This is a genomic window from Pseudomonas sp. NPDC088444, from assembly GCF_044900175.1.
Classification (GTDB): domain Bacteria; phylum Pseudomonadota; class Gammaproteobacteria; order Pseudomonadales; family Pseudomonadaceae; genus Aquipseudomonas.
On record NZ_JBJDNK010000020.1, the window covers coordinates 24,471 to 48,982 of the forward strand.

At 60.4% G+C, this 24,512-nt stretch carries 23 protein-coding genes and 1 pseudogene; 13 read left to right on the forward strand and 11 right to left on the reverse strand.

Translation table 11 applies throughout. From position 1 onward, the window contains the following. The first annotated feature begins 404 nt into the window (after positions 1-404). Positions 405-1,187, forward strand: coding sequence for a DeoR/GlpR family DNA-binding transcription regulator (locus ACI2KB_RS27685; RefSeq protein WP_404640048.1), 783 nt, complete (start codon positions 405-407; stop codon positions 1,185-1,187). Positions 1,188-1,190: 3 nt separating this feature from the next. Here ACI2KB_RS27685 and ACI2KB_RS27690 read toward each other — a convergent pair whose 3' ends face one another. Further along, entirely contained in the window at positions 1,191-2,729 is a 1,539-nt protein-coding gene (locus ACI2KB_RS27690) for a diguanylate cyclase (RefSeq protein ID WP_404640050.1), read from the reverse strand. 245 nt (positions 2,730-2,974) lie between these two features. On the opposite strand from ACI2KB_RS27690, the gene ACI2KB_RS27695 reads away from it, so the two are divergent. The 6 genes from ACI2KB_RS27695 (at position 2,975) to ACI2KB_RS27720 (ending at position 9,144) form a co-directional block, all read left to right on the forward strand. Beyond that, the gene (locus tag ACI2KB_RS27695) at positions 2,975-3,379 is read left to right on the forward strand and encodes a YidH family protein (protein ID WP_404640052.1); all 405 of its coding nucleotides are present in this window, start codon (positions 2,975-2,977) and stop codon (positions 3,377-3,379) included. Beyond that, a complete protein-coding gene (locus tag ACI2KB_RS27700) occupies positions 3,376-3,714 on the forward strand; it encodes a DUF202 domain-containing protein (protein ID WP_404640054.1) in 339 nt (112 codons plus the stop codon). Before ACI2KB_RS27695 ends, ACI2KB_RS27700 begins: the two co-directional genes overlap by 4 nt. A gap of 481 nt (positions 3,715-4,195) precedes the next feature. Then, positions 4,196-5,011, forward strand: coding sequence for a substrate-binding periplasmic protein (locus ACI2KB_RS27705; protein ID WP_404640056.1), 816 nt, complete (start codon positions 4,196-4,198; stop codon positions 5,009-5,011). A 109-nt stretch (positions 5,012-5,120) separates the two neighbouring features. Further along, on the forward strand, positions 5,121-5,636 hold the full coding sequence (locus tag ACI2KB_RS27710; protein WP_404640058.1) for a sigma-70 family RNA polymerase sigma factor: 516 nt from the start codon (positions 5,121-5,123) through the stop codon (positions 5,634-5,636). Continuing rightward, a complete protein-coding gene (locus ACI2KB_RS27715; RefSeq protein ID WP_404640060.1) occupies positions 5,623-6,612 on the forward strand; it encodes a FecR domain-containing protein in 990 nt (329 codons plus the stop codon). The genes ACI2KB_RS27710 and ACI2KB_RS27715 overlap by 14 nt, the downstream gene beginning before the upstream one ends. A gap of 120 nt (positions 6,613-6,732) precedes the next feature. Further along, positions 6,733-9,144, forward strand: a complete 2,412-nt coding sequence (locus ACI2KB_RS27720; RefSeq protein ID WP_404640062.1) for a TonB-dependent siderophore receptor — start codon at positions 6,733-6,735, stop codon at positions 9,142-9,144. 125 nt (positions 9,145-9,269) lie between these two features. On the opposite strand, the gene ACI2KB_RS27725 is transcribed toward ACI2KB_RS27720, so the two are convergent. Then, the gene (locus tag ACI2KB_RS27725; protein WP_404640064.1) at positions 9,270-9,788 is read right to left on the reverse strand and encodes a hypothetical protein; all 519 of its coding nucleotides are present in this window, start codon (positions 9,786-9,788) and stop codon (positions 9,270-9,272) included. Between the two features lie 126 nt (positions 9,789-9,914). Continuing rightward, entirely contained in the window at positions 9,915-11,168 is a 1,254-nt protein-coding gene (locus ACI2KB_RS27730; protein ID WP_404640066.1) for an MFS transporter, read from the reverse strand. Between the two features lie 144 nt (positions 11,169-11,312). On the opposite strand from ACI2KB_RS27730, the pseudogene ACI2KB_RS27735 reads away from it, so the two are divergent. After that, positions 11,313-11,474: pseudogene (locus tag ACI2KB_RS27735) on the forward strand (ATP-binding protein); the annotation flags it as partial. Here the strand turns inward: ACI2KB_RS27735 and ACI2KB_RS27740 are convergent. Further along, positions 11,410-11,580, reverse strand: coding sequence for a hypothetical protein (locus ACI2KB_RS27740; RefSeq protein ID WP_404640127.1), 171 nt, complete (start codon positions 11,578-11,580; stop codon positions 11,410-11,412). The pseudogene ACI2KB_RS27735 and the gene ACI2KB_RS27740 overlap by 65 nt on opposite strands. 141 nt (positions 11,581-11,721) lie before the next feature. After that, positions 11,722-12,630 (reverse strand): glutaminase B, encoded by a 909-nt coding sequence (gene glsB / locus ACI2KB_RS27745; protein WP_404640068.1) that lies wholly within the window; start codon positions 12,628-12,630, stop codon positions 11,722-11,724. A 262-nt stretch (positions 12,631-12,892) separates the two neighbouring features. Here glsB and ACI2KB_RS27750 point away from each other — a divergent pair, with 262 nt between their 5' ends. Beyond that, positions 12,893-13,813, forward strand: coding sequence for a LysR family transcriptional regulator (locus tag ACI2KB_RS27750; protein WP_404640125.1), 921 nt, complete (start codon positions 12,893-12,895; stop codon positions 13,811-13,813). A 170-nt stretch (positions 13,814-13,983) separates the two neighbouring features. Then, the gene (locus ACI2KB_RS27755; protein WP_404640070.1) at positions 13,984-15,090 is read left to right on the forward strand and encodes an alkene reductase; all 1,107 of its coding nucleotides are present in this window, start codon (positions 13,984-13,986) and stop codon (positions 15,088-15,090) included. A 147-nt stretch (positions 15,091-15,237) separates the two neighbouring features. On the opposite strand, the gene ACI2KB_RS27760 is transcribed toward ACI2KB_RS27755, so the two are convergent. The 4 genes from ACI2KB_RS27760 to ACI2KB_RS27775 form a co-directional block, all read right to left on the reverse strand. Then, entirely contained in the window at positions 15,238-16,230 is a 993-nt protein-coding gene (locus ACI2KB_RS27760) for a zinc-dependent alcohol dehydrogenase family protein (protein ID WP_404640072.1), read from the reverse strand. Between the two features lie 105 nt (positions 16,231-16,335). Beyond that, positions 16,336-17,547 (reverse strand): MFS transporter, encoded by a 1,212-nt coding sequence (locus ACI2KB_RS27765; protein ID WP_404640074.1) that lies wholly within the window; start codon positions 17,545-17,547, stop codon positions 16,336-16,338. 41 nt (positions 17,548-17,588) lie between these two features. Continuing rightward, entirely contained in the window at positions 17,589-18,707 is a 1,119-nt protein-coding gene (locus ACI2KB_RS27770) for an alkene reductase (RefSeq protein WP_404640076.1), read from the reverse strand. 41 nt (positions 18,708-18,748) lie between these two features. Beyond that, positions 18,749-19,858 (reverse strand): Gfo/Idh/MocA family protein, encoded by a 1,110-nt coding sequence (locus ACI2KB_RS27775; protein ID WP_404640078.1) that lies wholly within the window; start codon positions 19,856-19,858, stop codon positions 18,749-18,751. Positions 19,859-20,162: 304 nt separating this feature from the next. On the opposite strand from ACI2KB_RS27775, the gene ACI2KB_RS27780 reads away from it, so the two are divergent. After that, positions 20,163-21,071, forward strand: a complete 909-nt coding sequence (locus tag ACI2KB_RS27780; RefSeq protein ID WP_404640080.1) for a LysR substrate-binding domain-containing protein — start codon at positions 20,163-20,165, stop codon at positions 21,069-21,071. On the opposite strand, the gene ACI2KB_RS27785 is transcribed toward ACI2KB_RS27780, so the two are convergent. Beyond that, positions 21,010-21,393: an EthD family reductase gene (locus ACI2KB_RS27785; RefSeq protein WP_404640082.1), complete on the reverse strand. Its 384-nt coding sequence runs from the start codon at positions 21,391-21,393 to the stop codon at positions 21,010-21,012. The two genes, ACI2KB_RS27780 and ACI2KB_RS27785, sit on opposite strands and share 62 nt — an antisense overlap. A 15-nt stretch (positions 21,394-21,408) precedes the next feature. Beyond that, positions 21,409-22,539 carry an NAD(P)H-binding protein gene (locus ACI2KB_RS27790; protein ID WP_404640084.1) on the reverse strand — a complete coding sequence of 377 codons (1,131 nt, stop codon included), beginning with the start codon at positions 22,537-22,539 and terminating at the stop codon, positions 21,409-21,411. 36 nt (positions 22,540-22,575) lie between these two features. On the opposite strand from ACI2KB_RS27790, the gene ACI2KB_RS27795 reads away from it, so the two are divergent. Both ACI2KB_RS27795 and ACI2KB_RS27800 read left to right on the forward strand, forming a co-directional pair. Next, complete coding sequence (locus tag ACI2KB_RS27795) at positions 22,576-23,688, forward strand: NADH:flavin oxidoreductase/NADH oxidase (protein ID WP_404640086.1); 1,113 nt, start codon at positions 22,576-22,578, stop codon at positions 23,686-23,688. Between the two features lie 35 nt (positions 23,689-23,723). Next, positions 23,724-24,494 (forward strand): SDR family NAD(P)-dependent oxidoreductase, encoded by a 771-nt coding sequence (locus ACI2KB_RS27800; RefSeq protein WP_404640088.1) that lies wholly within the window; start codon positions 23,724-23,726, stop codon positions 24,492-24,494. Positions 24,495-24,512 lie beyond the last annotated feature (18 nt).

The window sequence follows — 24,512 nt, forward strand, 5'->3', positions numbered from 1 at the left end:
CTCGAATCGACGAGCGGTTCACAGGGCTGGTCTATAGTGAACCGGCGTTGAATCGCGACGCGCATCTTTGGACAGGGAGGCTCAAACATGGCTGACAAATCCGTTGTATTGACGAGCGCTGACATCATGGACTCGTCCGTGTCACAGAAACCCACTGACTTTCCCCGCATCGGGAGATTCAGAGCGGAGTCAGACAATTTCGAGCTGAGCGAACTGAAACCCTGGTTTACCTTAGTGGACGACGAGGAAGAAGAGGAGGAATAGGCACCTTGATACCGCCGAGAAAGGCCAGGGGTGTCACGCGTGTGATCCCCTGGTCACCGACGTTCCGTTTGACATCGTTCAACCGCAGCCTCCATCATCCTGCTCGTTTTTGATCGATTCCGCTTGATGTCGAGGGCTGTATGTCTGCCAACCCCGAAGCGTTTCCCGGTGAGCGCCAGCGTCTGATTACCGAGCGGCTGGCCGCCCATGGCCGTGTGATTGCGGCTGATTTGGCCGCCGAATTCAATGTCTCCGAGCATTCCATTCGCCGCGACCTTGGCGCGCTGGCCGCTGCCGGGCTGTGCAAGCGGGTGTATGGCGGGGCGATTTCACTGGCGTCCGACGGGCCGATCACGGCCCGTATCGAGCATGAACCCAATCGCAAACGTACGCTGGGTGTGGCGGGAGCGGGGTTGATCAGCGCAGGGCAGCATGTGTTCATCGACGGCGGTTCGACCAACCTTGCCATTGCGCGGGCCATCGATCCGCAGATGGCGTTGACGGTGACCACCAACGCCCCTGTCATTGCCGTGGAGCTGATGAAGTTGCCCTTGGTGGAGGTGATTCTGCTGGGCGGGCGACTCAGCCCGGTGGCGGGCAGCACCTACGGTTTCACCACGATCCAGCAACTGACCCATTTCAACTTCGACCTGTGTTTTCTCGGCGCCTGTGCGCTGGATGCCATCAAAGGGGTGACGGCTTTTGACATGGACGTGGCCGAGTTCAAGCGCGCGGTGGTAGCGCGCAGCGGGCAAGTGGTGGTGGCGGTGATCAATGAAAAGCTGGCGAGCATCGCCCACTATCAGGTGGCATCATGCGAGGAGGTGGGCGCGCTGGTGGTGGAGCACGACGCGCCGCAGGACCGGCTGGAGCTGTTCAGGGGCAAAGTGGCGCAGATCGTCAAGGCTCAGGCCGGACTCTGATCATCAGGCGCTTTGCCAGAGCGCCGTGCGGTTACGGCCGTCGTGTTTGGCCATGTAGAGCGCGGCGTCCGCCCGCTCGACGAACTCTTCCATGGTCGGGCACTCCTGCGCCGAACAGCCATAAACCCCCAGGCTGATGCTGACGATGCCGTTGGGGTTGCCCTGATGCTCCAGGCCCCGCGTCAGCACCGCCACGCGAATGCGTTCAGCTAATGCAAAGGCCCCTTGGGCATCGCTGTAGGGCAGGAACACCGCCATCTCCTCGCCACCGTAACGGACGGCCAGGTCCCCCGTGCGATTGAGATTGCCGCGAATGCATTCGGCCACCGCAACGATGCATTTGTCGCCCGCTACATGGCCATAGTTGTCGTTGTAGCTTTTGAAAAAGTCGATATCGATCATGATCAGGCTCAACGGGTGTAGGTTGGGCAGGCCGTTAGGAAACTCCAGCCCCAGAATTTCCTGAAAATGACGGCGGTTGGCCAGCCCGGTCAGGCCGTCCTGCAACGCGAGTTTTTCCAGAGAATGGCTGGCGATGCGCAATTGGGATTCGGCGTTCAGACCGAAGCGGATCTGCTGAAAAAGCAGCACCCCAAACAGCAGATTGGCGACCACCACGCACACAATAATGGCCAGTGAGCGCCACGCATATTGCCGCCATTCATCGAGCACTTCCTGCTCTGACAACCCGGCCAGCACCACCAGAGGATAGCGGTCCAGACGCTTGTAACCATAAATACGCATTTCCTGATCGAGAATGGAGCGCACGGTCGCGGTGCCCTCGTAACGCTCTTTCAGGTATTTGCGAAACAGCTCGCCATCGGCAATCGACGCACCTCTGACGTTTTCCAGCGCGGGGCGGCGGGCGAGGACGATGCCGTCGGCCATGGCCAGAGTGATGACACCTCGCTGACCGATGTCGAAGCGGTCGAAGAAACGGTCGAAATACGCCAGTTCGATGGTCGCCAGCACGACCCCTGCGAAATGACCGGCCGAATCGTTGACCCGTCGTGAAAGGGGGATGATCCAGTCACCCGTGGAGCGGCTGCGAATGGCCTGGCCAATGTGGGGGAGTGTGCTGTCGATGGCTTTGTGAAACTGAAAATACTCGCGGTCGGCGTTGTTGGCGTTGCTCGGCGCATGGCTCAACGAGGTGGCGGCCCAATTGCCGTCTTTGTCATAAATGAACAGGCCTTGGATCTGCTCGACGCTGGCCGCCGTGATGCGCAGGTATTCGTGCATGCGCGAACTGCTGGCCGCGCCGAAGCCGTCGTAATACAGCCGTTCGACGATGCCTGCCACGGGGATGTCCGCCTGATCGAAGGTGTCGTCGGCCTGTTGCGCCATCGAGCGCGAAAGGTTGGCGGCAGTGGTTTCGGCAATTTCCAGTTCGTGGGTGCGTGTCTGGCGCAACTGCCACAGGGTGATGCTGGTAATGGAAAAACACACCAATACGGTAAAAAATCCCGTCAGCCACAGCACAGGCATGCGCTTCAGGCGCCGATGCCTGGCGTCGAAGTCCGTCGCTTCTACTTGTCTCAAGCCCAACCCTCGCTGACGTCTACGATTCAGACCCGCCGTGGGGACGGACGCTTCAAGGTCCGTTCACACGGTATCGCAACAGCGACCGTCTGACACAGAGCGTAGGACAAGTCAGGGATTTTGAAGGGAAATTGCAAATGACTTTCACGATCTGCGGGCACGGATACACCCATGTCGCAGGCGAGGCGGGCCTTTCGTGGTGATGACCGGTATGATCGACGGCATCTACCCGACCTCGGTGCGACATGAACTCTCCGGATTCCGGCAAAGTCCCTTCTCCTGATCGTGATCGTCTGTCCTCGTCCCTGTTGGGCGGAGGTTGCGAACCCGACCCACGTTTTACCCTGGCCAACGAGCGCACGTTTCTGGCGTGGATTCGCACCGCGTTGGCGTTTCTGGCCGGAGGCATTGCCGTCGAAGCGTTTACCGGCGACGTGTTCAGCCCGGGGCTGCGGCGGGCTGTAGCCTTGTCGTTGCTGGTGCTGGCGATGCTGGTCAGCGCCAGCGCCTGCGTGCGATGGCTGAAGGTCGAGCGAGCGATGCGTCTGCGCAAGCCGCTGCCGTTGCCGGTGCTAGTGCCGATTCTCTCGCTGGGTGGTGCACTGGTGGCGGCGGGGCTGATCGTGTTTCTGATTTACGGCGCGTCATGAGCCGTCGTGGTCCCGTTACGCTGAGCCACGACGACCCCGGTCTGCAACCGGAGCGCACGCTGCTGGCCTGGCGCCGCACGCTGATGACGTTGCTGGTGGTGTGTACGATCTTTCTGCGCTGGATTCCGCATTTCGGCTTGATCGCATTGCTGCCGGTCATCGTCTCGCTGATGGCAGGTATCCTCATCCAGATCGGCCTCAACGCCCGTTATCGCAAAAGCGCGAAGGGCTTGAAGCAGGAAAGGATTCCCGCACCGCTGCGTGAAGTGGCGGTACTGGGTGCGACGGTGATCGCATTAAGCGTGGTGGGGATCTACGCGGTCGTGTTCGGCTGACAATCAGAGCGGTGCGGTTGTTGTAGAAGGAGCATGCATGACAGAACGCTGCGCTCAACCTGGAGTCTTCCCCCGTTCTGCGTGGATCACGACATTTGGGGCTGGCGTGATCCTTGTGGGAGCCGCTTTCTGGCGAAGCAATAACCCAGACTGCATCGTTAGCAAGACAGCCACAGGGCACTTGCTCTCAACGAAAAATTTTCCGCAGCCTTGCAATCATCCTGTCGAACACCCGCTAACCTTCGGCATATCGATGGAACCCGGATAGTCCGTGCGCTCTAACCTGACATGAGCCGGGAGCTTGATACGTCATCACGTCAAGACACCACGGAAAAAGATGACAACCTGCAATCCCCTGCTGGTACGTATGATGCTGTGGTGAAAGCGGCTGGCTGCAGGTGCCACAACTGCGGGTGACTGAATCGTGATGGGGCTGCGGCGGACACACCGCTCGCACGTGGGATTTCCTCAGAGGTTCACTATGATCGGGCGCTGTCTGTACGGATTCATGTCCATAACAATCGCACTGCTGCTTCCGGGTGTCGCGATGAGCGAGCCGGCGTGCGATCACCTCACGGCCACCGGCAACGCCGAATACCCCCCCTATCTGTGGCGAGACCCACACGCTCCCGAGCAGCTCATCGGTGCCAACGCTGATCTGATCAAACAATTGGGCAAGCGCCTGGGTCTGCAAATCGAGGTCGTCTATGGCGGGCCGTGGTCGCGAGCGCAGGAGGAGGTGAGGGCGGGGCGCATCGACATGCTGGCCGGTTATTTCCTCACCACCGAGCGGGCGCAAACGCTGAATTTCGTGGATCCTCCGTTTTTGTTCACGCCAAGCATGATCTGGGTGAGGAAGAATGACGGGTTTGCCTATCACCAATGGTCCGACCTGATCGGCCACAGCGGTGGAACGCTGGTCAATAACAGCTACGGCCAAGCCTTCGATGACTACGCGAAGGCGAACCTGTCGCTGGAGGCCGTGCCGACCGCCAGCCAGGCGTTCCAGAAGCTCATGATGAAGCGCAACGACTTCGTGATTTTCGAGCAGTATCCCGGCATGGCGCTGGCCAAAAAACTGGGGATCGACCATGCCGTTCAGGCACTGGAGCCGCCGGTCAGCAGTGAGGGCCTGTATCTGGCGCTGGCGCCTGACTCTCAATGCCTTCATCCGGGCATGCGCGATCGGATCAGTGACGAGATGAAGAAAATGGTGGCAAGCCCACTGCCGCAAGCGCTGGTGAAGTCGAACCTTGAACTGTGGAGCGCGCAGCAGCAGGCCGGGTTGAATCCGTAAATCCAGACAACGCCCGCGATGACGGCTCGCTCAGCGCCGTGTATTTGCCTGGGACCAGTCTGCTGCGTAGAATGCGACTAATTATCACTTATGTATTTGCTGGATTCTCATGCGCAGCGACGATGTACTAGGCACTGTAGATCCAGGGCTGCTCTACAGCACTCACCATTCGTGGTTACACGGCTGGCTAAGCCGACGCACGGGATGCCGTGACCGGGCCGCCGATCTTGCGCAAGACACCTTCGTGCGCGTGCTCAAATCCCGTCAATCAAGCCCTCTGCGTGAACCCCGTGCGTATCTGAGCAGCATCGCCCGCGGGTTGATGATCGATCAGTTTCGTCGTCGTGAACTTGAACGCGCCTACCTTGAGAGCATCGCGCTGCTGCCGCAACGAGAGGTGCCCTCGGAGGAGTGCCGATTGCTGATTCTGGATGCGCTTGAGCGGATCGACCGCATGCTTGACCTGCTCAAACCCCGGGTTCGTCAGGCCTTTCTGCTGGCCCAGCTCGACGGTTTGACCTGCCCGCAAATCGCCGAGAAGCTGGGTGTTTCCCGTGCAACGGTGGAACGCGATCTGGCCAAGGCGCTTCAACATTGCTACCGCTTGCGCTATGCCGAGGGGTGAGCCGTCGCTGGACCCGGCGGTTGTCGATCAGGCGATTCACTGGACGGTGCGCCTGCGCTTCAATCAGGCGGATGAACATACACAGCGTACCTTCGAGCACTGGCTGCAATTGCGCCCGGAGCACGCAGTGGCCTGGCAACGTGTATCAGCGCTTGGGGACGACTTCGCCGGTATTCCGACGCAGCTGGCTCGACGAACGCTGCGGGGCACCCGTCATGGCATGCGTCGCCGGGAAAGCCTGAAACTGCTGGGTCTGCTGGCGACAGTGGGAGGGGCAGCCTGGCTCGGTCGGGATTACACGCCGCTGGCCGCGATGCTGGCCCAGCAACACAGCAGCACTGGCGAGCAGCGGCGTTTCCAGCTCGATGATGGCAGCCAGATACAGCTCAACAGCGACAGCGCCGTCGACAGCGATTTCGATGCACAGCGACGTCTGATCATTCTGCGCCGAGGGGAAATCATCGTGAATGTCGGCGCGGATGCACAGGCTGCACAACCGCGACCGTTCTGGGTGCAAACGCGAGATGGGATCGTACAGGCCAACAGTCCCCGTTTACTGGCCCGCGAGCGCGACGACGGCACGCTGTTAGCGGTGCAGGGTGGCTCGGCGGCGGTCTTTCCCGGAGGCAGTCAGCACCTGACCGACAGCGCCAGCAGCATCCTGACCCGAAACCAAGTGCTGTTTTCTTCCAGCGGTGCCCGTGAGTTTCGTGACAATGGCCTTGATGTCTGGGGTTGGAGCGCGGGGGTGATCAGCGCGCGCAACATGCGTCTGAAGGATTTCATCGGTGAGTTGTCGCGCTATCGCCTCGGTGTAATGCGCTGCGCCGACGAGGTGGCTGAGCGACGGGTCTCCGGCACTTTTCAACTCGCCGACCTCGATCAGGTACTGGCACTGGTCGCGCAGTCGCTGCGTTTGCGCATCGATTATCGGACCCGATATTGGGTCACCGTGACCGCTGCCAACCTGGCCTGATGGCACGTTATCGAAAGCTGAAAAAATATTTGAGGTGATTTCTCATTCTCGTTCGACCTGTAAGGAAGGCCGGAATACAGGCCAGTTTGCCGATACCTTTCTACGGAGCGAGAGAGAGAAATGAGTGTGTCCCCGGTTCCACAGCGCCACCGATTGAATCAAGCCCTGAACGGCGCAATGTTGGGTCTGATCGTCAGCAGCTATGCGCTGCCGTCGCTGGCGCACGCCGCGAGCGTTGAACACAGCAACCCGATTCAGCAGTGGAACATCGCTGCCGGTCCCTTGGCACCGGCGCTCGACCGTTTTGCGCGCGAAGCGGGCATCAGCCTGTCTTACGATGCCTCCAGCGTCGCCGACCGCACCACTCGTGGGGTAAAGGGCGCGTTCGACACACCGACCGCGCTGTCTTCCCTGTTGCAAGGCAGCGACTTGCAGATCGAGCAGCAAGGCCCGAACGCTTACTTGCTCATTCCTCAGCCCAAACCCGCCGCTGCGCTCGAACTGGGCGCCACCTCGGTCGATGACTATCGCCTGGCCCCGGTGATCATCAACGCCAAGGTCAAGGTCAGTGCCGACGACGACGCCAACTCGGTGGTGGCTCAGGAACTGTGGGTCGGCGGCAAGGTGGCGACCAGCATCCTCAACACGCCCGCTTCCGTGTCGGTGGTGACGCGCAAGGAAATGGAACAACGCAGCGTCAGCACGACAGAAGAGGCGTTGCAATACACGCCCGGCGTGGTCAGCGACTATTACGGGTCGGATGACCGCAACGATTACTTCCAGATTCGCGGCTTTCAGGCCACCACCTACCGTGACGGCCTGACGCTGAGTTCGATGCGCGGCGTGCGCGAAGACCCGTTCGCCTACGAGCGCATCGAGATTCTGCGTGGCGCCAACTCCACTCTGTTTGGCCCCGCCGATCCGGGTGGCTCGGTGAACTTCGTGACCAAGCAGCCGCGCTTCGAGAAGTTCGGCGAGGGCTATGTGACCTACGGTTCGTATAACCATGCCGAGACGGGCATCGACGTCGGCGACGCGCTGAACGACGATAAAACCGTGGCCGGTCGCTTCACCGCCAAGGTGCAAAACAGCGACCGCGAGTACGACCATTCTCAGGACGACAGCCGGTTGGTAATGGGCGGCCTGACTTGGGCACCGACCGATTACACCTCGGCCACGATGATCGTCGATCACCTGAAAACCGACAGCTCGCCCAACAGCGGCGGCTACCCGCTGGACAAGGAATACAGCCGCGGCAAGTTCTTCGGTGAACCCAGCTTCAACTACCACAACGTCGAGCGCACCAGTGTCAGCGGCAACGTCACCCACGACTTCGACAACGGCTTCGTGCTGCGCGGCAACCTGCGCTACAGCGAGCTGACCGACAACTATGGCTACGTCTACCTGAGCGATTCCGCCTCTCGCGTCGGTACCACGATCCCGCGTTACCTGCTGGGCACCGACAGCGATGCCGACCAGTTCAACGGCAACCTGATGCTGCAATACGATCACCGTTTCGAGAACATCGACAGCAGCACGCTGGTGGGGGTCGAGTACCTTGATTCGTCGGCCAAGGAAAGCTCCATCTACAACCTGGTGTCTTCCATCGACATCGCCAATCCGGTGTTCACCGGCGTGCCCGCTGCGCTTGCGCCGTACACTGAAAAGAAGACCGACACCAAGACCAAGGCCGTTTTCCTTCAGCAAAACCTGTCGTTCTATGATCGCTTCATCGTCACCGCCGGTCTGCGCAACGACAGCATGGACGTGAGCAGCAAGGGCTATAACCTGTACTCCAGCCCGACCCAGTTCGATGACAAGGACAACTTCTCGAAAACCTCCTACCGTGGTGCGCTGACCTACATGGTCAACGATGAACTCTCCACTTACGTGAGCCTGGTGCAATCCGTTTCGCCTCCCCAAGTGGGCGTGAAACCGCAGACCGGCGAACAGTACGAAGTGGGCGTGAAGTACTCGCCGATGGGGATGAACGCGCTGTTCTCGGCAGCCGTGTATGACCTCACCCAAAAAGACGTCGCCATTGCCGTCGTGCTGCCGAGCGGCATCATCGAACAGCAGACAGTGGGCGAGTCGCACATTAGGGGGCTGGATCTTGAGGCCAAGGCGCAAGTGACCCAGAACGTCAGCCTGATCGGAGCCTATTCCTATATGGATTCCGAGGTGATGCGCGGTTCGTTGTATGACGGCACTTCGTTGAAGGGTAACGAGTTCACCACGGCACCGAAGCATTCCGCCTCGCTGTGGAGCTACTACGACATACCCGGCACTGACGTGAGCGTGGGACTGGGCGCGCGTTACGTGGGTTCGTACTACCTGAACGCCGCCAACACCAGCAAAAGCGATGGCACCACGTTGTTCGACGCTGCCTTCAAGTACAAGATCGCGAAGGGCACCGACCTGGCCGTGAACGTCAGCAACCTGTTCAATGAGCAGCACGTGGTCGGTTCCGGCACGGCGAACTACTACAACCCGGCCCGCGAGGTCACCGCCAAGTTGAGTTACAACTGGTAAACCGTTCCAGTTAGCCAGTGGTGCCCACAGGACCGTGGGCATCATTCGGCCGCCAGCCGTGGACACCCACACCTTCAGTTCCGGTCAGACCGTCTCCCCCCGTGGGGCGGTGTCTTCGCGCCGTCTTACTTGACGAACTTGAGGCACGCAAACCCGGTCTTGATTTGCAGCTGTTGAATCGGCTCGAGGCTCTCCTGATCACCGACCGTCTTCACAACGCCCACCCCGCAGAACTGCTCGTCGTGGCTGAAGGTCGACAGAATGCCGGTTCTGGGTTTGCTCCAGGCGCCTTGAATCAACGTGTAAGTGGCGCCGTTTTGTGGCGTGAATGAGAAGGGGATCTTGCACGCATTGCTGCCTGCGATTTGCCAGTAGGTCAGGATCACTTCCTTGTCTGCCGCCACCCGCGATTCGATGTAATCGCCGTTGGAGGGCAGGACCGTGTAACCGGCGTAGCATCCGTCGTCGCTGAACGTCATAGCGTCGAGCCTTGCGCCATTTCCCGCCTTGAGGCGTACGGTGGCAGAGGGTTCATCGGGGCCTGGCACCGCGTACTGTTTGCCCTGTAAAAATGACGTGCAACCGCTGATGACCAACGCACCGGCCAGCAAGACCCAACGGCCGGACTTCTGATTCACGTACATCCATCGCTCCCTGATTTCAGCGGGCACCCTGGCCATTCCAGAGGCCTGAGGCTGTTGAACAGGGGGCGATGGTACTGGATGGGGCAAGACCTCAACCAGTGTTCGGTGCGTGAGACTGGCGTTCAATCAGTGGTGGCTGACCACAGCGGCCTGATCGGCCGAATCGCCTGCGAGGTGATTGCTGACGTTACGGCCCAGCACCAGCACCGTCACCAGACCGCAGCCCACCAGCGCCGTGGCCAGGCTCATCAATACCGAGCTGCCCAACTGGTCGACGATCTGGCCGCCGAAAAAGGACCCCAGCGCGATGATGACCTGGAACATGGCCACGAACAGCGGCATGCCGCGTTCGACATCCTTGGGTGCGACGACGAACATCCAGATGCTGGCGCAGGCCGGGAACGCGCCGAAGGCGAAGCCCCAGAGGCCGATCAGCATCGCCGCGCCGGTCAGGTTCGTGGCGAAATACGGGAACAGCACGGTGCTGATACCGATCATCAGACCGACCAGCATCAAGGTGTGACGCACGCTGCGGTTGGCCGCGAAGCCGGCGAAGATGTTGCCAAACACTCCGGCGATGCCATAGAGCAACAGCAACGAGCCAATGGTCGGCCCGTCGAAACCGGCACTGTGCTTGAAGAACGGTGCAACGTAGGTGTAGGCGGCAAAGTGTGCCAGGCCGATCAGCAACACCGCGATCAGGCCGACTCGCGCGAGTGGATTGATGAACAGCGCCGGAAGGTCACTGACGCGAATCGCCTTGTCCGGGTCAAGCCGTGGCAGCAGGAAGATTTGCGCCAGCAACACCGGCGCGCCCAGCAGAGCGGTGACCAGGAACGTCATGCGCCAGCCCATCAGGTCGCTCAACCAGGTCCCGACCGGTACACCGAGCACGGTGGCCAAGGTCACACCGACCATGATGATCGACGTCGCCTGCGCCACACTCACGCCTCTGGGTGCAAGGCGTCCGCTCAGGGCAATGGCCGTGGCCCAGAAACCACCGATGCTGATGCCCAGCAAAATGCGCCCGAGCAGCAACAGGTTGAAGTTGCTGGCAAAGGACACCGTCAGGTTGGCGATGATCATGATCAGCGTCAGGCTGGTCAGCAGATAACGACGGTCCTGTGCACCGATGATCACCGAAAGGAAAGGCGCAGCGAGGGCGGCCATGATGCCGGGCAGGGTCACCATCAGACCGGCGTGACCGGCACTGATGTTCATCTCGGCGGCGATGTCGTTGAGTACGCCTACCGGCAGAAATTCACTGGTCACCAGCGCAAAGGCGCCCACGGCGACCGAAAGGATGGCTAACCATTGCTGTTTGAGATTTTGCTGGTCATGTTCGGGACGGCCTTGAGTGGCCTGGCTGGCGCTTGGCATGGTGTCGGATTCCAAGTAGGGATGTCGCCTGAAAAGGCGCAGGAGCGGGGGAAAATCGTGGGGCGATTGTAAGAGTCAGATTTGCAGGCCCGACAGGCGGGACGTTCGATAGTAATTATCAGTGTGAGTGATAAGACGGTCTTGATAGAGGTGGATGACGACACCTGTCGAGGCCGCTTATACCTTCGCAACCGTCGCGCGGTGCACGAATTCGCGGCGACCGATTCGGAGTTCGACCTGATCACCCGCCATTTTCTGGCTCCGGATGAGGGGGAAAGGCTTCAGATTGAAATTCGCCGGGTTTGACGTGGCAAGCATTCGGGATTGAATGGTCGGTAACTGCCGTTTGTGGTCGATAGCGCTCCCTCAAAACCACACTTGTTCTGTAATTTTCAGCGGCAAGCTCATCCATTACGCTTCGTTGCCGTCAGGCTGGATTTGACACTGCTGGCCTGGGCCACTCGTGGATTGGCCGATGACTTCGGACTCGGTAAAACAACGGCAGCCCCCACCAGCAGTGCTTCAGCCTAATGACGGCGCTTCTGTCGGTCGATCAAAACACCGACCAGCCAATCCGCGCACTCAGCAACTCCAGCGCCGCCATCCCGGCGAGGGAGTTGCCCGCTGCGTTCAATTCCGGCGACCACACGCACACGGTGAATTGCCCCGGCACGATCGCCACGATCCCGCCGCCCACACCGCTCTTGCCCGGCAAGCCCACGCGGTAGGCGAAATTGCCCGCTTCGTCGTACAGCCCGCTGGTGGCCATGATCGAGTTCACCTGCTGGGTCTGGCGTCGGCTCAGAATCTGTTCGCCGCTGTGCTTGCAGAACCCGTCGTTGGCCAGGAAGCAGAACGCCCGGGCCAGATCCAGGCAACTCATGCGCAGGGCGCAATAACTGAAATAGCTGCGCAGCACGCTTTCGACTTCGTTGTGGAAGTTACCGAACGACTGCATCAGGTACGCCATGGCCGCGTTGCGCGCGCGGAACTGATACTCCGAATCCGCCACACGGGCATCCATCAACACGTGGGGGTTGCCCGACAGCCGCCGAACGAAATCGCGCATCGACAAGGTCGGCGCCGCGAAGCGCGACTGATTGATGTCGCAGATCACCAGCGCACCTGCATTGATGAAGGGGTTGCGCGGACGCCCGCGCTCGAATTCCAGTTGCACCAGTGAGTTGAATGGCTGACCCGACGGTTCATGGCCCAGCCGCTCCCAAATTGCCTCGCCGGAATGACCAATCGCCTGAACCAGACTGAACACCTTGGAAATACTCTGCACCGAGAACGGCACCCGCGCGTCACCCGCGCAGTAGTAACTGCCATCGTTGCCATACACCGCGATGCCCAGTTGCTGCGCCGGCACATCGGCCAGCGCCGGGATGTAATCGGCCACTTTGCCCTGGCCGATCAAAGGACGCACTTCGTCGAGAATCTCGTTCAACAGCGTTTGCATGGGAGGCCCTGTTATTCGTCCCCCATGACGGCTGGGGGTTAGGGTTCTTGACGACGTTGGGGCGGGGGAGATCACACATTTTGCAGACAGGACGAGTGATGGTTCGCGCCCTGTGCGAAGCGTCATTTGAGTGAGCGAGCTATGCTGGCGGTTCGCTCAGGCGTAATGTCTAGCGTCTTTTTCGCAAGTAACATGAGGGTGTATCCGGTCCAGTTCGCGGGTAGCCGGTGCGAGTTGTGCCCCCCTCTCTGGAGCGCTCATGCTGGACAGTCTCAGTGGCATCATGGCCTTTGTGCAGGTCGCAGAAACACGCAGTTTTACCGAAGCAGCCCGTTTGATGGAGATTTCGTCCTCAGCGGTGGGCAAGAGTGTGTCGCGCATGGAAGAGCGCCTGGGCGTGCGTCTGTTTCACCGCAGCACCCGCAGCGTTACCCTCACCGCCGAGGGGGAGCTGTTTCTGGAGCGTTGCAAGCGCATCATTCAAGAGGCCGAGCAGGCGGAAATCGAGCTGTCGCAGTTGGCGGATGAGCCACGCGGTAAATTACGCATCAGCGTACCGTTGCAGAACACGCTGATCTTTCCGCTGCTGACCGGTTTCATGCAGGCCTATCCGCAGATCGAGCTGGACGTGGACCTCTCGGATCGGATGGTGGACGTGATCGAGGAGGGCTTCGATGCCGTGGTCCGGACCGGGCAGCCATCGGATTCGCGGCTCATGGCGCGCAAGTTAGGGGAATACAAGCTTGAACTGGTGGCCTCACCGGCCTATCTGGCGCGTCGTGGTCGACCGACGCATCCGGACCAGTTGCGCAATCACGCCTGCCTGCTGCACAAGTTTCCTGCCACCGGTTCCCTTGAACGCTGGCCGGTGCGCGACCCGGACGCCGATAGCGATCCGGAACTGGGCAGAGTCATCGCGTGCACCACCACCGACGCGCTCACCCACATGGCGCTGGAAGGGTTGGGCATCGCTTGCCTGGCGGACTTCTCGACGATTCAAGCGCTGCGGGACGGCAAGCTCGAACGTGTGCTGCCGGAATTCACCGACCATCGGGGTTCGCTGTGGATGCTCTGGCCGTCCGGCCGCAACGCCACGCCCAAGCTGCGGGTGTTGATCGACTATTTCAAACAGCACATCGCAGCGGTGCCTCAACCCCGACGTGAAGATTCGGTAACACCCTGACGATGTCACCGATAGAGGGGATTACAGCCGAATAGTCCGAATTGTTGTGACGGTTGGGCTGTTTATCTCGTTCAGGAAAAGCCTTGTACTGGCGGCCAGCGCCCGACCCGTGAAAGCCATGCTGACTTTCGGGCGGGCAAGCGTCTTTTCCCTATCCGAACGAGGCAATCATGTCCAAGCTCCATTCGCCGGTCACCATCGGCCCATTCACGTTTTCCCACCGCGTCGTACTGGCGCCTTTGACCCGCATGCGTGCCGAAGAGGGTGCACGTCCCGGTCCCTTGATGGCTGAGTACTATGCACAGCGCGCCTCCGAAGGCGGCCTTCTCATTAGTGAGGCGACCATCGCGGCGCCCAATGGCAACGGCTATCTGGGCGCACCGGGCCTGTTCGACGACAGCCAGATCGCCGGCTGGAAACAGGTCACCGACGCCGTGCACGCCAAGGGCGCGAAGATCTTCTTGCAGCTCTACCACGCAGGTCGTCAGTCCAACAGCGAAGTCCAGCCGCAGGGCAGCATTCCGGTCGGACCATCGGAAGTGCCCCATGGCGGCGTGGCGTACACCCAGGAAGGTTGGGTGCCGAACACGCCTAACCGTGCACTGACGATCGAGGAAATTGCCGAACTGGTCGAGCGCTTCCGCACCGCAGCCGAACGTGGCGTCAAAGCCGGTTTCGACGGCGTCGAACTGCACGGCGCCAACGGTTATCTGGTGGACCAATTCCTTCAAGACAACAGCAACAAGCGCACCGACCGCTACGGTGGCTCGTTCGAAAACCGCGCGCGCTTTTTGCTGGAAGTGACGAACGCGCTGATTTCAGTCTGGGGCGCCAACCGCGTCGCCGTGCGCCTGGGTCCAAGCGGGACGTGGGGAGATATGGGCGATGCTGATCCGGAGGGCCTGTTCACCTACGTCGCTCAGCAATTGGCGCCGCTGAACCTGGCGTACCTGCACCTGATCGAGCCGCGTATTCTGGGCAACGTCGAAGATGAAAACGCCGACCCTGCCCCGGTGGCCGCACGAATGATACGCAAGCATTTCCCGGGCGTGATCATCGCGGCGGGTGGTTTTGATGGCGACGGCGCAGAGGCGATCATCCGTGCTGGCGATGCCGACCTGGTGGCGTTCGGTCGTCACTTCATCGCCAACCCTGATCTCCCGGAAAGGCTGCGTCTCAAACTTCCGTTGAACGCCTATGACCGTCCGACCTTTTTCGGCGGCACGGAAGTCGGCTACATCGACTATCCCTTCTACGAAGCTGCCACTGTGGTGTGATCCAACAGCGGTACAGCCCAGCCGACGGCGATCTATCGCTGTCGGCTTTTTTGTGCGTGAAGGACAAGCGCAATCACCCGCCAGATATCGCCCAATAAAAAGCCCGATGGTGTGCATCGGGCATTGAAAGGGAGGCGTGGGATCGCGTTAGCTCACAGTGACCACGATACGGCCAAGGTGCAGATTCTTCTCCAGTTCACGGTGCGCCTCGACCATCTCGTCGAAGGCGAATGTCTTGGCAATCACAGTGCGCAGTTCGCCCGACTGCAAACTCTTGAATACGTACTCAGTCGCCTTGCGCTGACGTTCGGGGTCGGTGGTGGTGCCGAACAGGTTGTAGCCACGAATCACCAGGGACTTGGCGATCATTGTCAGCAACGGTAAAGGTGTGATGTCCTCGCTCAAGGCGCCGTAGATGAACACCGTGCCCCCGACGCGTAGCGCTTCCAGCAGTTTGGGAAAATTGGCGCCCCCGACAGCTTCGAACACGATGTCCGCCCCGCGACCTTCGGTGATGTGGTTGACCGCTGACACCAGGTCCTCCTCATCGGTCACGATCACGTGACTCGCACCCGCGGCCAGCAGTTGTTCGCGTTTGGCGCGGGTGCGTGTCAGCGCGACCGGAATGCCGCCTGCGGCGCGAACCACTTGCAGCGTGCCGAGGCCGACCGAGCTGGAGGCCGCTGGCACCAACACCACATCGCCGACGTTGAGCTGGCCGTTCTCGATCAGTGCGCCATAGGGTGTGATGAACACATTCCAGATAGCAGTGGCCTGTTCGAACGACACCGAATCAGGCAGCTTCACCACGGCATGAGCGGGCGCCAGCACTTCTTCGCCGTACAGGCCGTAATCGTTCAAGGAGAACGACGGCACGGTGCTGACCCGGTCGCCCACAGCGAGGTGTTCGACGCCCGCACCAACGGCGGCGATCACGCCCGCTGATTCATACCCCAGGCGAGCCGGGAGTTTGACCGGTTCGACATAGTTGCCTTGTCGCCACATGGATTCGGCGCGGTTCAAACCGATGGCGCGGACCCGGATCAGCACCTCGTTTGCGGCCGGGGCCGGCGTCTCAATGGTTTGATAGCGCAGCACGTCTGGGCTGCCGTATTCGGTGAAATGGATAATGCGAGGCATGAGAATCTCCAGGGATGGACAGAAAGGAAGCGACGGTTCGCCCAGAACAAGGCGAACCGTCAGGGTGCCCTCGGGGTGGAGGGCGATCGCGAACGCGGGTGTGCTTCAGACGGCACACACCAGCGCTGCACTGCTCGACACTTTTCGACGAATCAGCAGGTGCAGAATCAGACCGGACACTTCACAGCCCGCCGCCACCCAGCCCAGTGCCGTCACGGAGGCGAAGCCCAATGTCAGCGAACCGAGCGCGGCGCCCAGCGAAAAGCCCAGGTACATGAATGAGGCATTGAGGGACAGCGCAATGGGCGTCCCTTTGATACCGGCGATGCCGATCAGGCCAGCTTGCTGCGCCGGATAAAACGACCAATGGGCCACGCCCCACACCAACACCCCGACCACGACGGGGACCAGTGCCTGATCAACGGAAAACGTATCGGCGCTCAGAGACAGGATCACGAACGAGATGATCATCGCCGTCAGGCAATGGGGAATGACCCGGCGCGCGCCGAGACGATCCACCAGTTTGCCGCCGACGATCACACCGACCCCGGCGGCCACACCCCAGGCAAAAAACACATACCCGACTTGACTGCCCGTCAGTGACGTCGTATCGACGATGAACAGCGCCAGGTAGGTGTAAACCGTGTACGCGCCGGTCGCCCAGAGCGTGGTCACCAACAGGCTGAGCAGAATGACCGGGCGGCGGGCTGTTTCGAGTCGTTCGCGCAATGAGGCCACTGGCAAGCCGTGGCCGATGTCGGCAGGCAGCCCCACGATCAGGCCAAGGCTGGCCATTGCGGAAAGCGCCGCCACCCCGGCGAACGTCATGCGCCAGCCCAGATACTCACCCACGACGGAACCCAGCGGCACACCGAACGCAACGGCGAGGGTGATGCCGCCGTTGACGATGGCCAGCGCCGTGCCGCGTTTGTCAGGACCGGCGATGGCGCCCGCCAGCGCGTTGGCCCCCGGTACGAACAGCCCTGCCGTAAACGCCAGCAGCACCCGGGCGAACATCAGCACCCAGTAGTCAGGTGCCATGAAGGCAATCAGGTTCGCCAGGGTGAAACCCAGCAGGGTGAAAATCATCAGCGTTCGGCGGCTGACCCGGCCCGTCAAGGCGGTCAATATGGGCGAGCTGAAGGCGTACGCCAGGGCGAACACGGTCACCAGTTGGCCGGTGGCGACGACAGTCGTTGCCAGGTCGGTGGCAATATCGGGTAACAGCCCCGCGAGCATGAAGCTTTCCGTACCCACGGCGAAGGTGCCCAGTGCTAGCCAGTACAAGGGCACGAGTGAAATCGATGAGCTGTTCATCGGTGTGATCCTTCTGAAGAGTCGGTGCTAGAAAATGGCGGTCACCGGCCATTTTTTTCAGCGCCGTAATCGGGAAAGTCGATGTAGTGCTGTGTCGTGCCACCCCAGAACGCGTCGCGCACATAAGGTGTCAGCGGCCAGTCATGGCGCAGGCGCTCAGGCAGGTCCGGGTTGGCGCTGAAGTGACGACCGAACGCCACCAAATCAGCCGCCCCGGATTGCAGAATCGCCTCGGCACCTCCCCGATCGAAGCCGCCGGCCGCGATGATCGGTCCGTCGAAAAAGGGGCGCAGAAAGGCCGCTGCCACGGGTGGGCGGTCGGGCTCGATTTCATCGGTGCCTTTGATGCGCGGCTCAATGACGTGCAGGTAGGCCAGCCCATATTCATTCAGCCGGCGCGCGAAATATTCGAAGGTGGCTTGCGGGTTGCTGTCGGAAATCGAACCCCACTGACCGCTCGGCGACACGCGAACGCCCACCCGATCCGCACCCCAGACCGACACCAGTGCATCGAGCACCTGCAACGGGAATCGCACGCGGTTTTCGATGGGGCCGCCGTACTCATCGGTGCGTTTGTTCGTGCCGTCTTGCAGGAAGGTGTCCAGCAAGTAGCCGTTTGCGTTGTGCAGCTCGACGCCGTCAAAGCCTGCGTCCAGTGCCCGCTGGGCGCTTTGCCGATAGCTTTCGACCAGCGCCGGCAGTTCGTCCTTTTCCACTGCACGGTGCGGCGAGACCGGCACCCAGCCGTTTTGAGTAAAGGCGTTGGTTTCAAACGGCACGACCGAAGGTGCAATGGGCGGTTTGCCGTTGCTCAAGTCGCTGTGAGACTGACGGCCGTCATGGCCGAGTTGCAAAAACACCACGCCGCCCTTGGCGTGCACGGCCTCGACGATAGGTTTCCAGGCGTCCCGATGGGCATCGGTGTAGAGGCCCGGCGCCCCGAGGTAACCCCGGCTGTCCGCTGAAGGGTGAGTGGATTCGACGATCAGCAGACCGCCTCGGGAGGCCCGTTGTTCGTAGTAGCGCTGCATCATTTGACTCGGACTGTCATCGCGGTCCGCGCGCAGCCGGGTCATGGGCGCATGCACCACGCGATGGTTGAGGCGATAGGGGCCAACAATGGCGTCGGATAACAGCTTCAATGGCGATGAAGAGGTCATGGGGATCTCCAGAATGGGTCAGGCAACCGGGGATAGAGAATTCAAAGGGCGAGCAGTGCTCGACGGCCGGTCTGCGATGAGGTCAGCACACCATCGAGCAGCTTGTGCATGCGCACGGCGTCCTGAAACGTCGCCGCCGCATGAGTGCCTTCGGCAAGGTCCTGGGCATAAACGTGATACAGCTCGGCCAGTTCAAGCACCGACGAAGGCAGGTCCGCAGACGGCAGGCGCGAATAGCTGGCGGGAATGGGCAGCACTTCCAGCGGTAGGTGATCGCCGTGCGCGCCTTCGATCACGTAGTCCTGCCCTGTATCACCGAACGCCGAGACGTTGGTGATGCGCAAATCGCCTTCGTGGCCGGTGATTTCGATCTGTACCCCGGAGCCGTTGCGCTTGCCGCCTTCGATATGAACCGAGAGCAAGGCGCCGTCTTCCAGTTGCCCGGCGAGGACCATTTGATCCGGTGCGGTACTACTCAATCGTTCGCCGGTTTCTTTGATAGTGACGGTGTCGAACTGGTTGACCATCAGTGCGCTGACACTCACTGGCCAGCCCATCGCGGTGAATAGCATGTCGAGAAAGTGACCGGCGTAGATCGAAATCACGCTGGAGAAGTTCTCCACCGGTACGGTCCAGCGCAGCGCGTTGGGGCGCAGCGCCTGGAAGTAATTCATGCTCACGTGGATGCGCACCGAGCGCACTTTTCCGACGTAGCCTTGTTGCAGCAAATCCTGCAAATAGCGGTTATGCGGTGCATGGCGACGCTGCAAGCCGACGAGGGTTCGCACACCTGCCTGCCTCGCCAGGCAGGCCAGCTCCTGAGAGACCGCAGTGCTGGTGGTCAGCGGCCACTCGCAATACACGTTCTTTCCAGCAGCGATAGCGGCGCGTACCGCCTCTTCGTGCTGTGGGGCAATCGTCAGGACCACCACCAGATCGACCTCGGGGTGGTTGACCAACTCATCCAGAGATTCAGCCACATAGGGAATGTCCCACTGCGCCGCCGCGACTTGCGCACTGTCCAGCCGCTGGCTGTAAACGGCACTGATGGAGTATTGAGGCAGCAACGAGAGCACGCGGACATGGCCGTGCATGGCCCAGTTGCCAAGACCGACCAGGCCGACGCGGATGGGGGAAGCAGAAGGGCGCATGGCGAACTCCAGAGATTCACGGAACAGGCTTCGAAGTCTAGGGAGAGAGAAGAAGGGGAAAAACAGGCCAGATATCCAAACATTCCGGACAAAATAGCTTTAATGGATGACTGCTGGGTCGATAAGCAGCGAAGCGGAGCGCGCAGGTCGGCGGGCGATTGCAGCCTTTTTGTCCGATGTGTCTGGAGACATGGCCGGTTTTTCCGGGCACGTCGATTGCCTACCCTGCGGGCTTTCTCACCTGATGGGACGAGACCTGAATGCGCATGTCATGTTTCTTCTCCGCTTCGCAGGAGGCCTGCCCATGGACCTGTTCTTCGCCATGAAAGTGTTCACCCGAGTGGTGGAGTCCAACAGCTTCACCAAGGCGGCGGACACGCTGCACATTCCCAAGGCGTCAGCGACCATCGCTATTCAGCAGCTCGAAGCCCACCTGAAGATTCGGCTGTTGCAACGCACCACCCGCCGCCTCGGACTGACGCCGGACGGCGCAGCGTATTACGAACGTTGCGTGAGGATTCTGGCGGACATCGAAGAGGCCGAACATGCGCTTGTGGCAAAAGCGGACACGCCTCGCGGCACCTTGCGCATCGACATGCCGACATCACTGGGCAAGCTGCTGGTGTTGCCGGGTCTTTACGACTTTCATCAGCGCTACCCCGACATCGCGCTGATGGCGGGCTTTGGAGACAAGCCCGTGGATCTCATTCAGGACAGCGTCGATTGCGTGATTCGCGTGGGCGAACTGCCGACATCCAACATGGTGGCACGACGCATTGGCCTCTACCGGCCAGTCACGGTGGCCAGCCCGGATTACCTGACGCGCTACGGCATGCCCACGGCGCTGGACGACCTCAAGCACCATGTCGCCATCAATTATTTCTGGGGACGCCATGGCAAGCTGATGAACTTCAGCTTCACCGTCGATGGCCAGTTCGTCGAGACGCTTTTGCGAGGCAACCTGGCTGTGAACGACACGGAAGTGTGGATGAACGCTTGCTTGAGAGGGGTGGGGATTATTCAGGCGCCGCGGTTTATGGCAGCGCCTTATCTGGCGTCCGGTGAACTGGTGGACGTATTGAACGCCTACGTTCCACCGTCCATGCCGATTTCAGTCGTCTATCCGCAAAACAGACACCTTTCACCGACGGTCAGGGTGTTCGTCGACTGGATCGCCGAGCGGTTTGAGCATCATCCGCTCTTGATGGAATGAACCCTCCCTCCAACGCAACGACTTCGCTGATCTGATACACCGGCAACGCGTTTGTGAAGTTGGCGATGTCGTTTTCCAGTTCCGCGCCATGGGGCGCAATACCGGCTTGAAACGCTTCGACGGATTCACAGTAAAGGTGACACATGCCGACGTACAAGGGCGTGCTGTCCGGCTCCATGCCCGACAGTCCCTTGTCGATGCTGTAGGAGAGGAGGTAGGTTCCCAGTCGCTTTTTCACCAGCGGCATGTGCACGTCACGGTAATAACGGTGATTGAAGTGAACGTCGCGGCCGATCGGGTACATCACACTGATTTTGATCACGTCAGCACCTCTGGGTCAGCGGCTTTTATAAATGGCGGCGAAACGTTTGGCGAACGCTTCGATAGAGGTGCCACCAAACGGCGCCTTCGTTTCGAAGAAGTGTTCGAACAGAAGGCCTTTGTCGAGGGTGTCGAACATTTCGACGTAATCATTTGCCGCCCCGTTGGCGAAACCGTAACCCAGCAGCACCTGGCGGAAATCCTCTTTCTCGAACTTTTCCCATTTCAGGTGTGGGATACCGATTTCCTGACCGATCAGCGCAGCAATTTCATCGGTGCCCGTGAGGTCGCTGATCACGTACTGATAGGTATGGCCCTTGAAGTTTTGTGTGGCCAGCGCCGCCGCCGCGATGCGGGCGATGTCTTCGGGGTCGACGACCGTGAATCGCCCCTGAGGGATTGCGAACATGTTGCCCATGTGACCGGATTTTTTGATCAGGTCGATGGACAACAGCAAGTTAGTGTAGAAGTAGCCCGTGCGCAGGCTCAGCACGTTCACGTCGGAACCCAATGTGTTGAGCACATCTTCCGCCAGGCCCATGCCGCTGATAGGGCCGGCATCCGTCTGGCGATCAGCACCGTAGCTGCTGAGGAACACCACGTTTTTAACGCCCGTCGCTTCGATGGCAGCTTTGAAGTTGTGCGCGTACTCGGTGCTTTGTTTCTTCTGGTCTTGCGAGTTCCACATCGGCGGCAACATCAGGTAAACCCCATCCGCCCCTTTCAATGTGTCTGTCAAGAAAGCCACATCTTCCATGTCGCCAATCGCGGCGTTCGCGCCTTGTTTGACTAGCGCGGCGATGTTTTCGGCGTTGCGACTGACGACACTGACTTGATGTCCAGCCGCCAGAAGCAATTCGGTCAATGGCCTGGAGACGTTACCGGCGCTGCCTGTTACGACGATTTTCATATGGAGTATCCCGTAGTGAGAGAAGGTTGCCGCATTCACTGTGATGAGTGCGGCAGAGGTGGAGCGACGATACGGGGACGATGAATCGGGATAAATCGACGTACACGTTAAACAGAATTCATTCGGGCCAAACAATGTCTTGATCGTCGGATGGACAAAGCGACGATGGAATAACAGACAAAAACGCCGAAGTGACTGGACCATTACACCGTTTATTGCGAATGGGGCATCGCTCATTCTGCAGGCCGTTACCTTCTGATCAACGGGGTCCTCATGAACGGTCTGTTTTCAGCATTGCAAGTGCGCGGTCTCACGTTGCCCAACCGCATTGTCGTCTCGCCCATGTGCCAGTACTGCGCAGTCGATGGTTTGGCTAACGCCTGGCATGTTGCACACCTTACGCAACTGGCCATTTCCGGTGCCGGTATGCTGACCATCGAGTCCACAGCGGTTGAACCCGAAGGGCGAATCACCCCCGGTGATCTCGGGTTGTGGAGCGATGACACCGAGGCGGCTCTCGGCACGGTCATTCAAGCGATCAGGGACCATTCGCAGATCCCTGTCGCCCTGCAGCTGGCCCACGCCGGCCGCAAGGCCTCCAGTTACGAACCGTGGCGCGGTGGCCAGCTCATCCCTGTTTCAGAGGGCGGGTGGAAGACCGTCGCACCGTCCGCGATACCTCACAAAGAGGGCGAGGCGGCGCCTGTCGAACTGACGAAAGCCGACATCGTGCGCCTTCGTGATGCTTTCGTCGCCTCGACCCGGCGCGCCGTCCGTTTAGGTGTGGATGCGCTGGAACTGCACGGCGGCCATGGCTACCTGATCCACCAGTTCCTCTCTCCGATCGCCAATCAGCGCACCGACGAGTGCGGTGGGTCGCTGGAAAATCGCATGCGCTTTCTGCTGGAAGTCTTCGACGCCGTGCGCGACGCCTGGCCGGAAGATCGCCCGCTTGGCGTGAAACTCTCGGCGTCCGATTGGGTGGAGGGCGGGCTGGACATCGAGGCGACGGTGGCCATTTCTCACGCCCTGAAAGCGCATGGGGCGGATTGGGTGGTGTCGTCCTCGGGCGGTATTTCCCCGATGCAAAAGATCGCGCCTGCCCCCGGCTATCAGGTGCCGTTCGCTTCAAAAGTGAAGCAAGAGACCGGGCTGCTCTCGACCGCCGTGGGCCTGATCACCGACCCCCGTCAAGCCGACGAGATCGTCCGGTCGGGCAAGGCCGACCTGGTGGCCATCGCCCGCGCGATGCTCAATGACCCCCGTTGGCCATGGCGGGCGGCGGCAGAGTTGGGCGCCAAGGTTGCAGCCCCCCCGCAATACTGGCGCGCACTTCCCCAAGGTCACGCCGACATTTTCGAGAACCCCGTATTTGGCGCCCGTTGAGCGGGTGCGAGACGCTGAACCCAATCTGGAGAATCATGATGAGCAGCCCTGTGAACAACAGCAACGATACGCCGGTAGCACTGATAACAGGCGCGCTGGCAGGCATTGGCCGAGCGACAGCCATCGCCTTTGGGCAAGCGGGCTACCGGGTGGTGATTTCGGGGCGTCGCGACGACGCGGGGCAAACGCTGCTCGCGGAACTGCAAGCGCTGGGCGCGCAGGCAATTTTTCAGCGTGCGGATGTGCGCGATGAAAGCGAGATCGAACGTCTCGTTGATGTGACCGTTTCCACATTTGGTCGATTGGACGCGGCTGTGAATAACGCGGGGGTGGACGGCAAGTTCGCACCCATTCAGGAAGTGACACCTGCCGAATACAAGCAGGTGTTTGCCGCTAACGTGCTGGGCACACTGTTGTCGATGAAGCACGAAATGCGCGTGATGCGAGCGCAAGGGTTCGGCAGTATCATCAATCTGTCATCGAGCATGGGCATCAAGGGCGCGCCCAATGCGTCCCTGTACGCCGGCAGCAAACACGCGGTGGAAGGGATCACTAAATCGGTGGCTCTGGAAGCCGCGCCGTTTGGCATTCGGGTCAACGCCGTGGCACCCGGCCCTGTGCAAACCGAAATGTTCGATCGGATTGCCGCTGATGAGGCAGGAAGAGAACGCATGATCGAAGGTGTGCCGATGAGGCGCATCGGCACAGCGCAGGAGATTGCTCAAATGATCGTCTTCGTGGCCTCGGGGGCGGTACCTTTCCTGACCGGCGAGATCGTGCGCGTGAATGGCGGCAAGACGGCTTGAGGGTGACAGGAGGCCAGC

What these genes read in the sequence shown, in the direction of transcription:
- ACI2KB_RS27685 (WP_404640048.1), top strand. Translation starts at nt 405, where the DNA reads ATGTCTGCCAACCCCGAAGCGTTTCCCGGTGAGCGCCAGCGTCTGATT.
- ACI2KB_RS27695 (WP_404640052.1), top strand. Translation starts at nt 2,975, where the DNA reads ATGAACTCTCCGGATTCCGGCAAAGTCCCTTCTCCTGATCGTGATCGT.
- ACI2KB_RS27700 (WP_404640054.1), top strand. Translation starts at nt 3,376, where the DNA reads ATGAGCCGTCGTGGTCCCGTTACGCTGAGCCACGACGACCCCGGTCTG.
- ACI2KB_RS27705 (WP_404640056.1), top strand. Translation starts at nt 4,196, where the DNA reads ATGATCGGGCGCTGTCTGTACGGATTCATGTCCATAACAATCGCACTG.
- ACI2KB_RS27710 (WP_404640058.1), top strand. Translation starts at nt 5,121, where the DNA reads ATGCGCAGCGACGATGTACTAGGCACTGTAGATCCAGGGCTGCTCTAC.
- ACI2KB_RS27715 (WP_404640060.1), top strand. Translation starts at nt 5,623, where the DNA reads ATGCCGAGGGGTGAGCCGTCGCTGGACCCGGCGGTTGTCGATCAGGCG.
- ACI2KB_RS27720 (WP_404640062.1), top strand. Translation starts at nt 6,733, where the DNA reads ATGAGTGTGTCCCCGGTTCCACAGCGCCACCGATTGAATCAAGCCCTG.
- ACI2KB_RS27725 (WP_404640064.1), bottom strand. Translation starts at nt 9,788, where the DNA reads ATGTACGTGAATCAGAAGTCCGGCCGTTGGGTCTTGCTGGCCGGTGCG.
- ACI2KB_RS27730 (WP_404640066.1), bottom strand. Translation starts at nt 11,168, where the DNA reads ATGCCAAGCGCCAGCCAGGCCACTCAAGGCCGTCCCGAACATGACCAG.
- ACI2KB_RS27740 (WP_404640127.1), bottom strand. Translation starts at nt 11,580, where the DNA reads ATGGATGAGCTTGCCGCTGAAAATTACAGAACAAGTGTGGTTTTGAGG.
- glsB (WP_404640068.1), bottom strand. Translation starts at nt 12,630, where the DNA reads ATGCAAACGCTGTTGAACGAGATTCTCGACGAAGTGCGTCCTTTGATC.
- ACI2KB_RS27755 (WP_404640070.1), top strand. Translation starts at nt 13,984, where the DNA reads ATGTCCAAGCTCCATTCGCCGGTCACCATCGGCCCATTCACGTTTTCC.
- ACI2KB_RS27760 (WP_404640072.1), bottom strand. Translation starts at nt 16,230, where the DNA reads ATGCCTCGCATTATCCATTTCACCGAATACGGCAGCCCAGACGTGCTG.
- ACI2KB_RS27765 (WP_404640074.1), bottom strand. Translation starts at nt 17,547, where the DNA reads ATGAACAGCTCATCGATTTCACTCGTGCCCTTGTACTGGCTAGCACTG.
- ACI2KB_RS27770 (WP_404640076.1), bottom strand. Translation starts at nt 18,707, where the DNA reads ATGACCTCTTCATCGCCATTGAAGCTGTTATCCGACGCCATTGTTGGC.
- ACI2KB_RS27775 (WP_404640078.1), bottom strand. Translation starts at nt 19,858, where the DNA reads ATGCGCCCTTCTGCTTCCCCCATCCGCGTCGGCCTGGTCGGTCTTGGC.
- ACI2KB_RS27780 (WP_404640080.1), top strand. Translation starts at nt 20,163, where the DNA reads ATGGACCTGTTCTTCGCCATGAAAGTGTTCACCCGAGTGGTGGAGTCC.
- ACI2KB_RS27790 (WP_404640084.1), bottom strand. Translation starts at nt 22,539, where the DNA reads ATGAGCGATGCCCCATTCGCAATAAACGGTGTAATGGTCCAGTCACTT.
- ACI2KB_RS27795 (WP_404640086.1), top strand. Translation starts at nt 22,576, where the DNA reads ATGAACGGTCTGTTTTCAGCATTGCAAGTGCGCGGTCTCACGTTGCCC.
- ACI2KB_RS27800 (WP_404640088.1), top strand. Translation starts at nt 23,724, where the DNA reads ATGATGAGCAGCCCTGTGAACAACAGCAACGATACGCCGGTAGCACTG.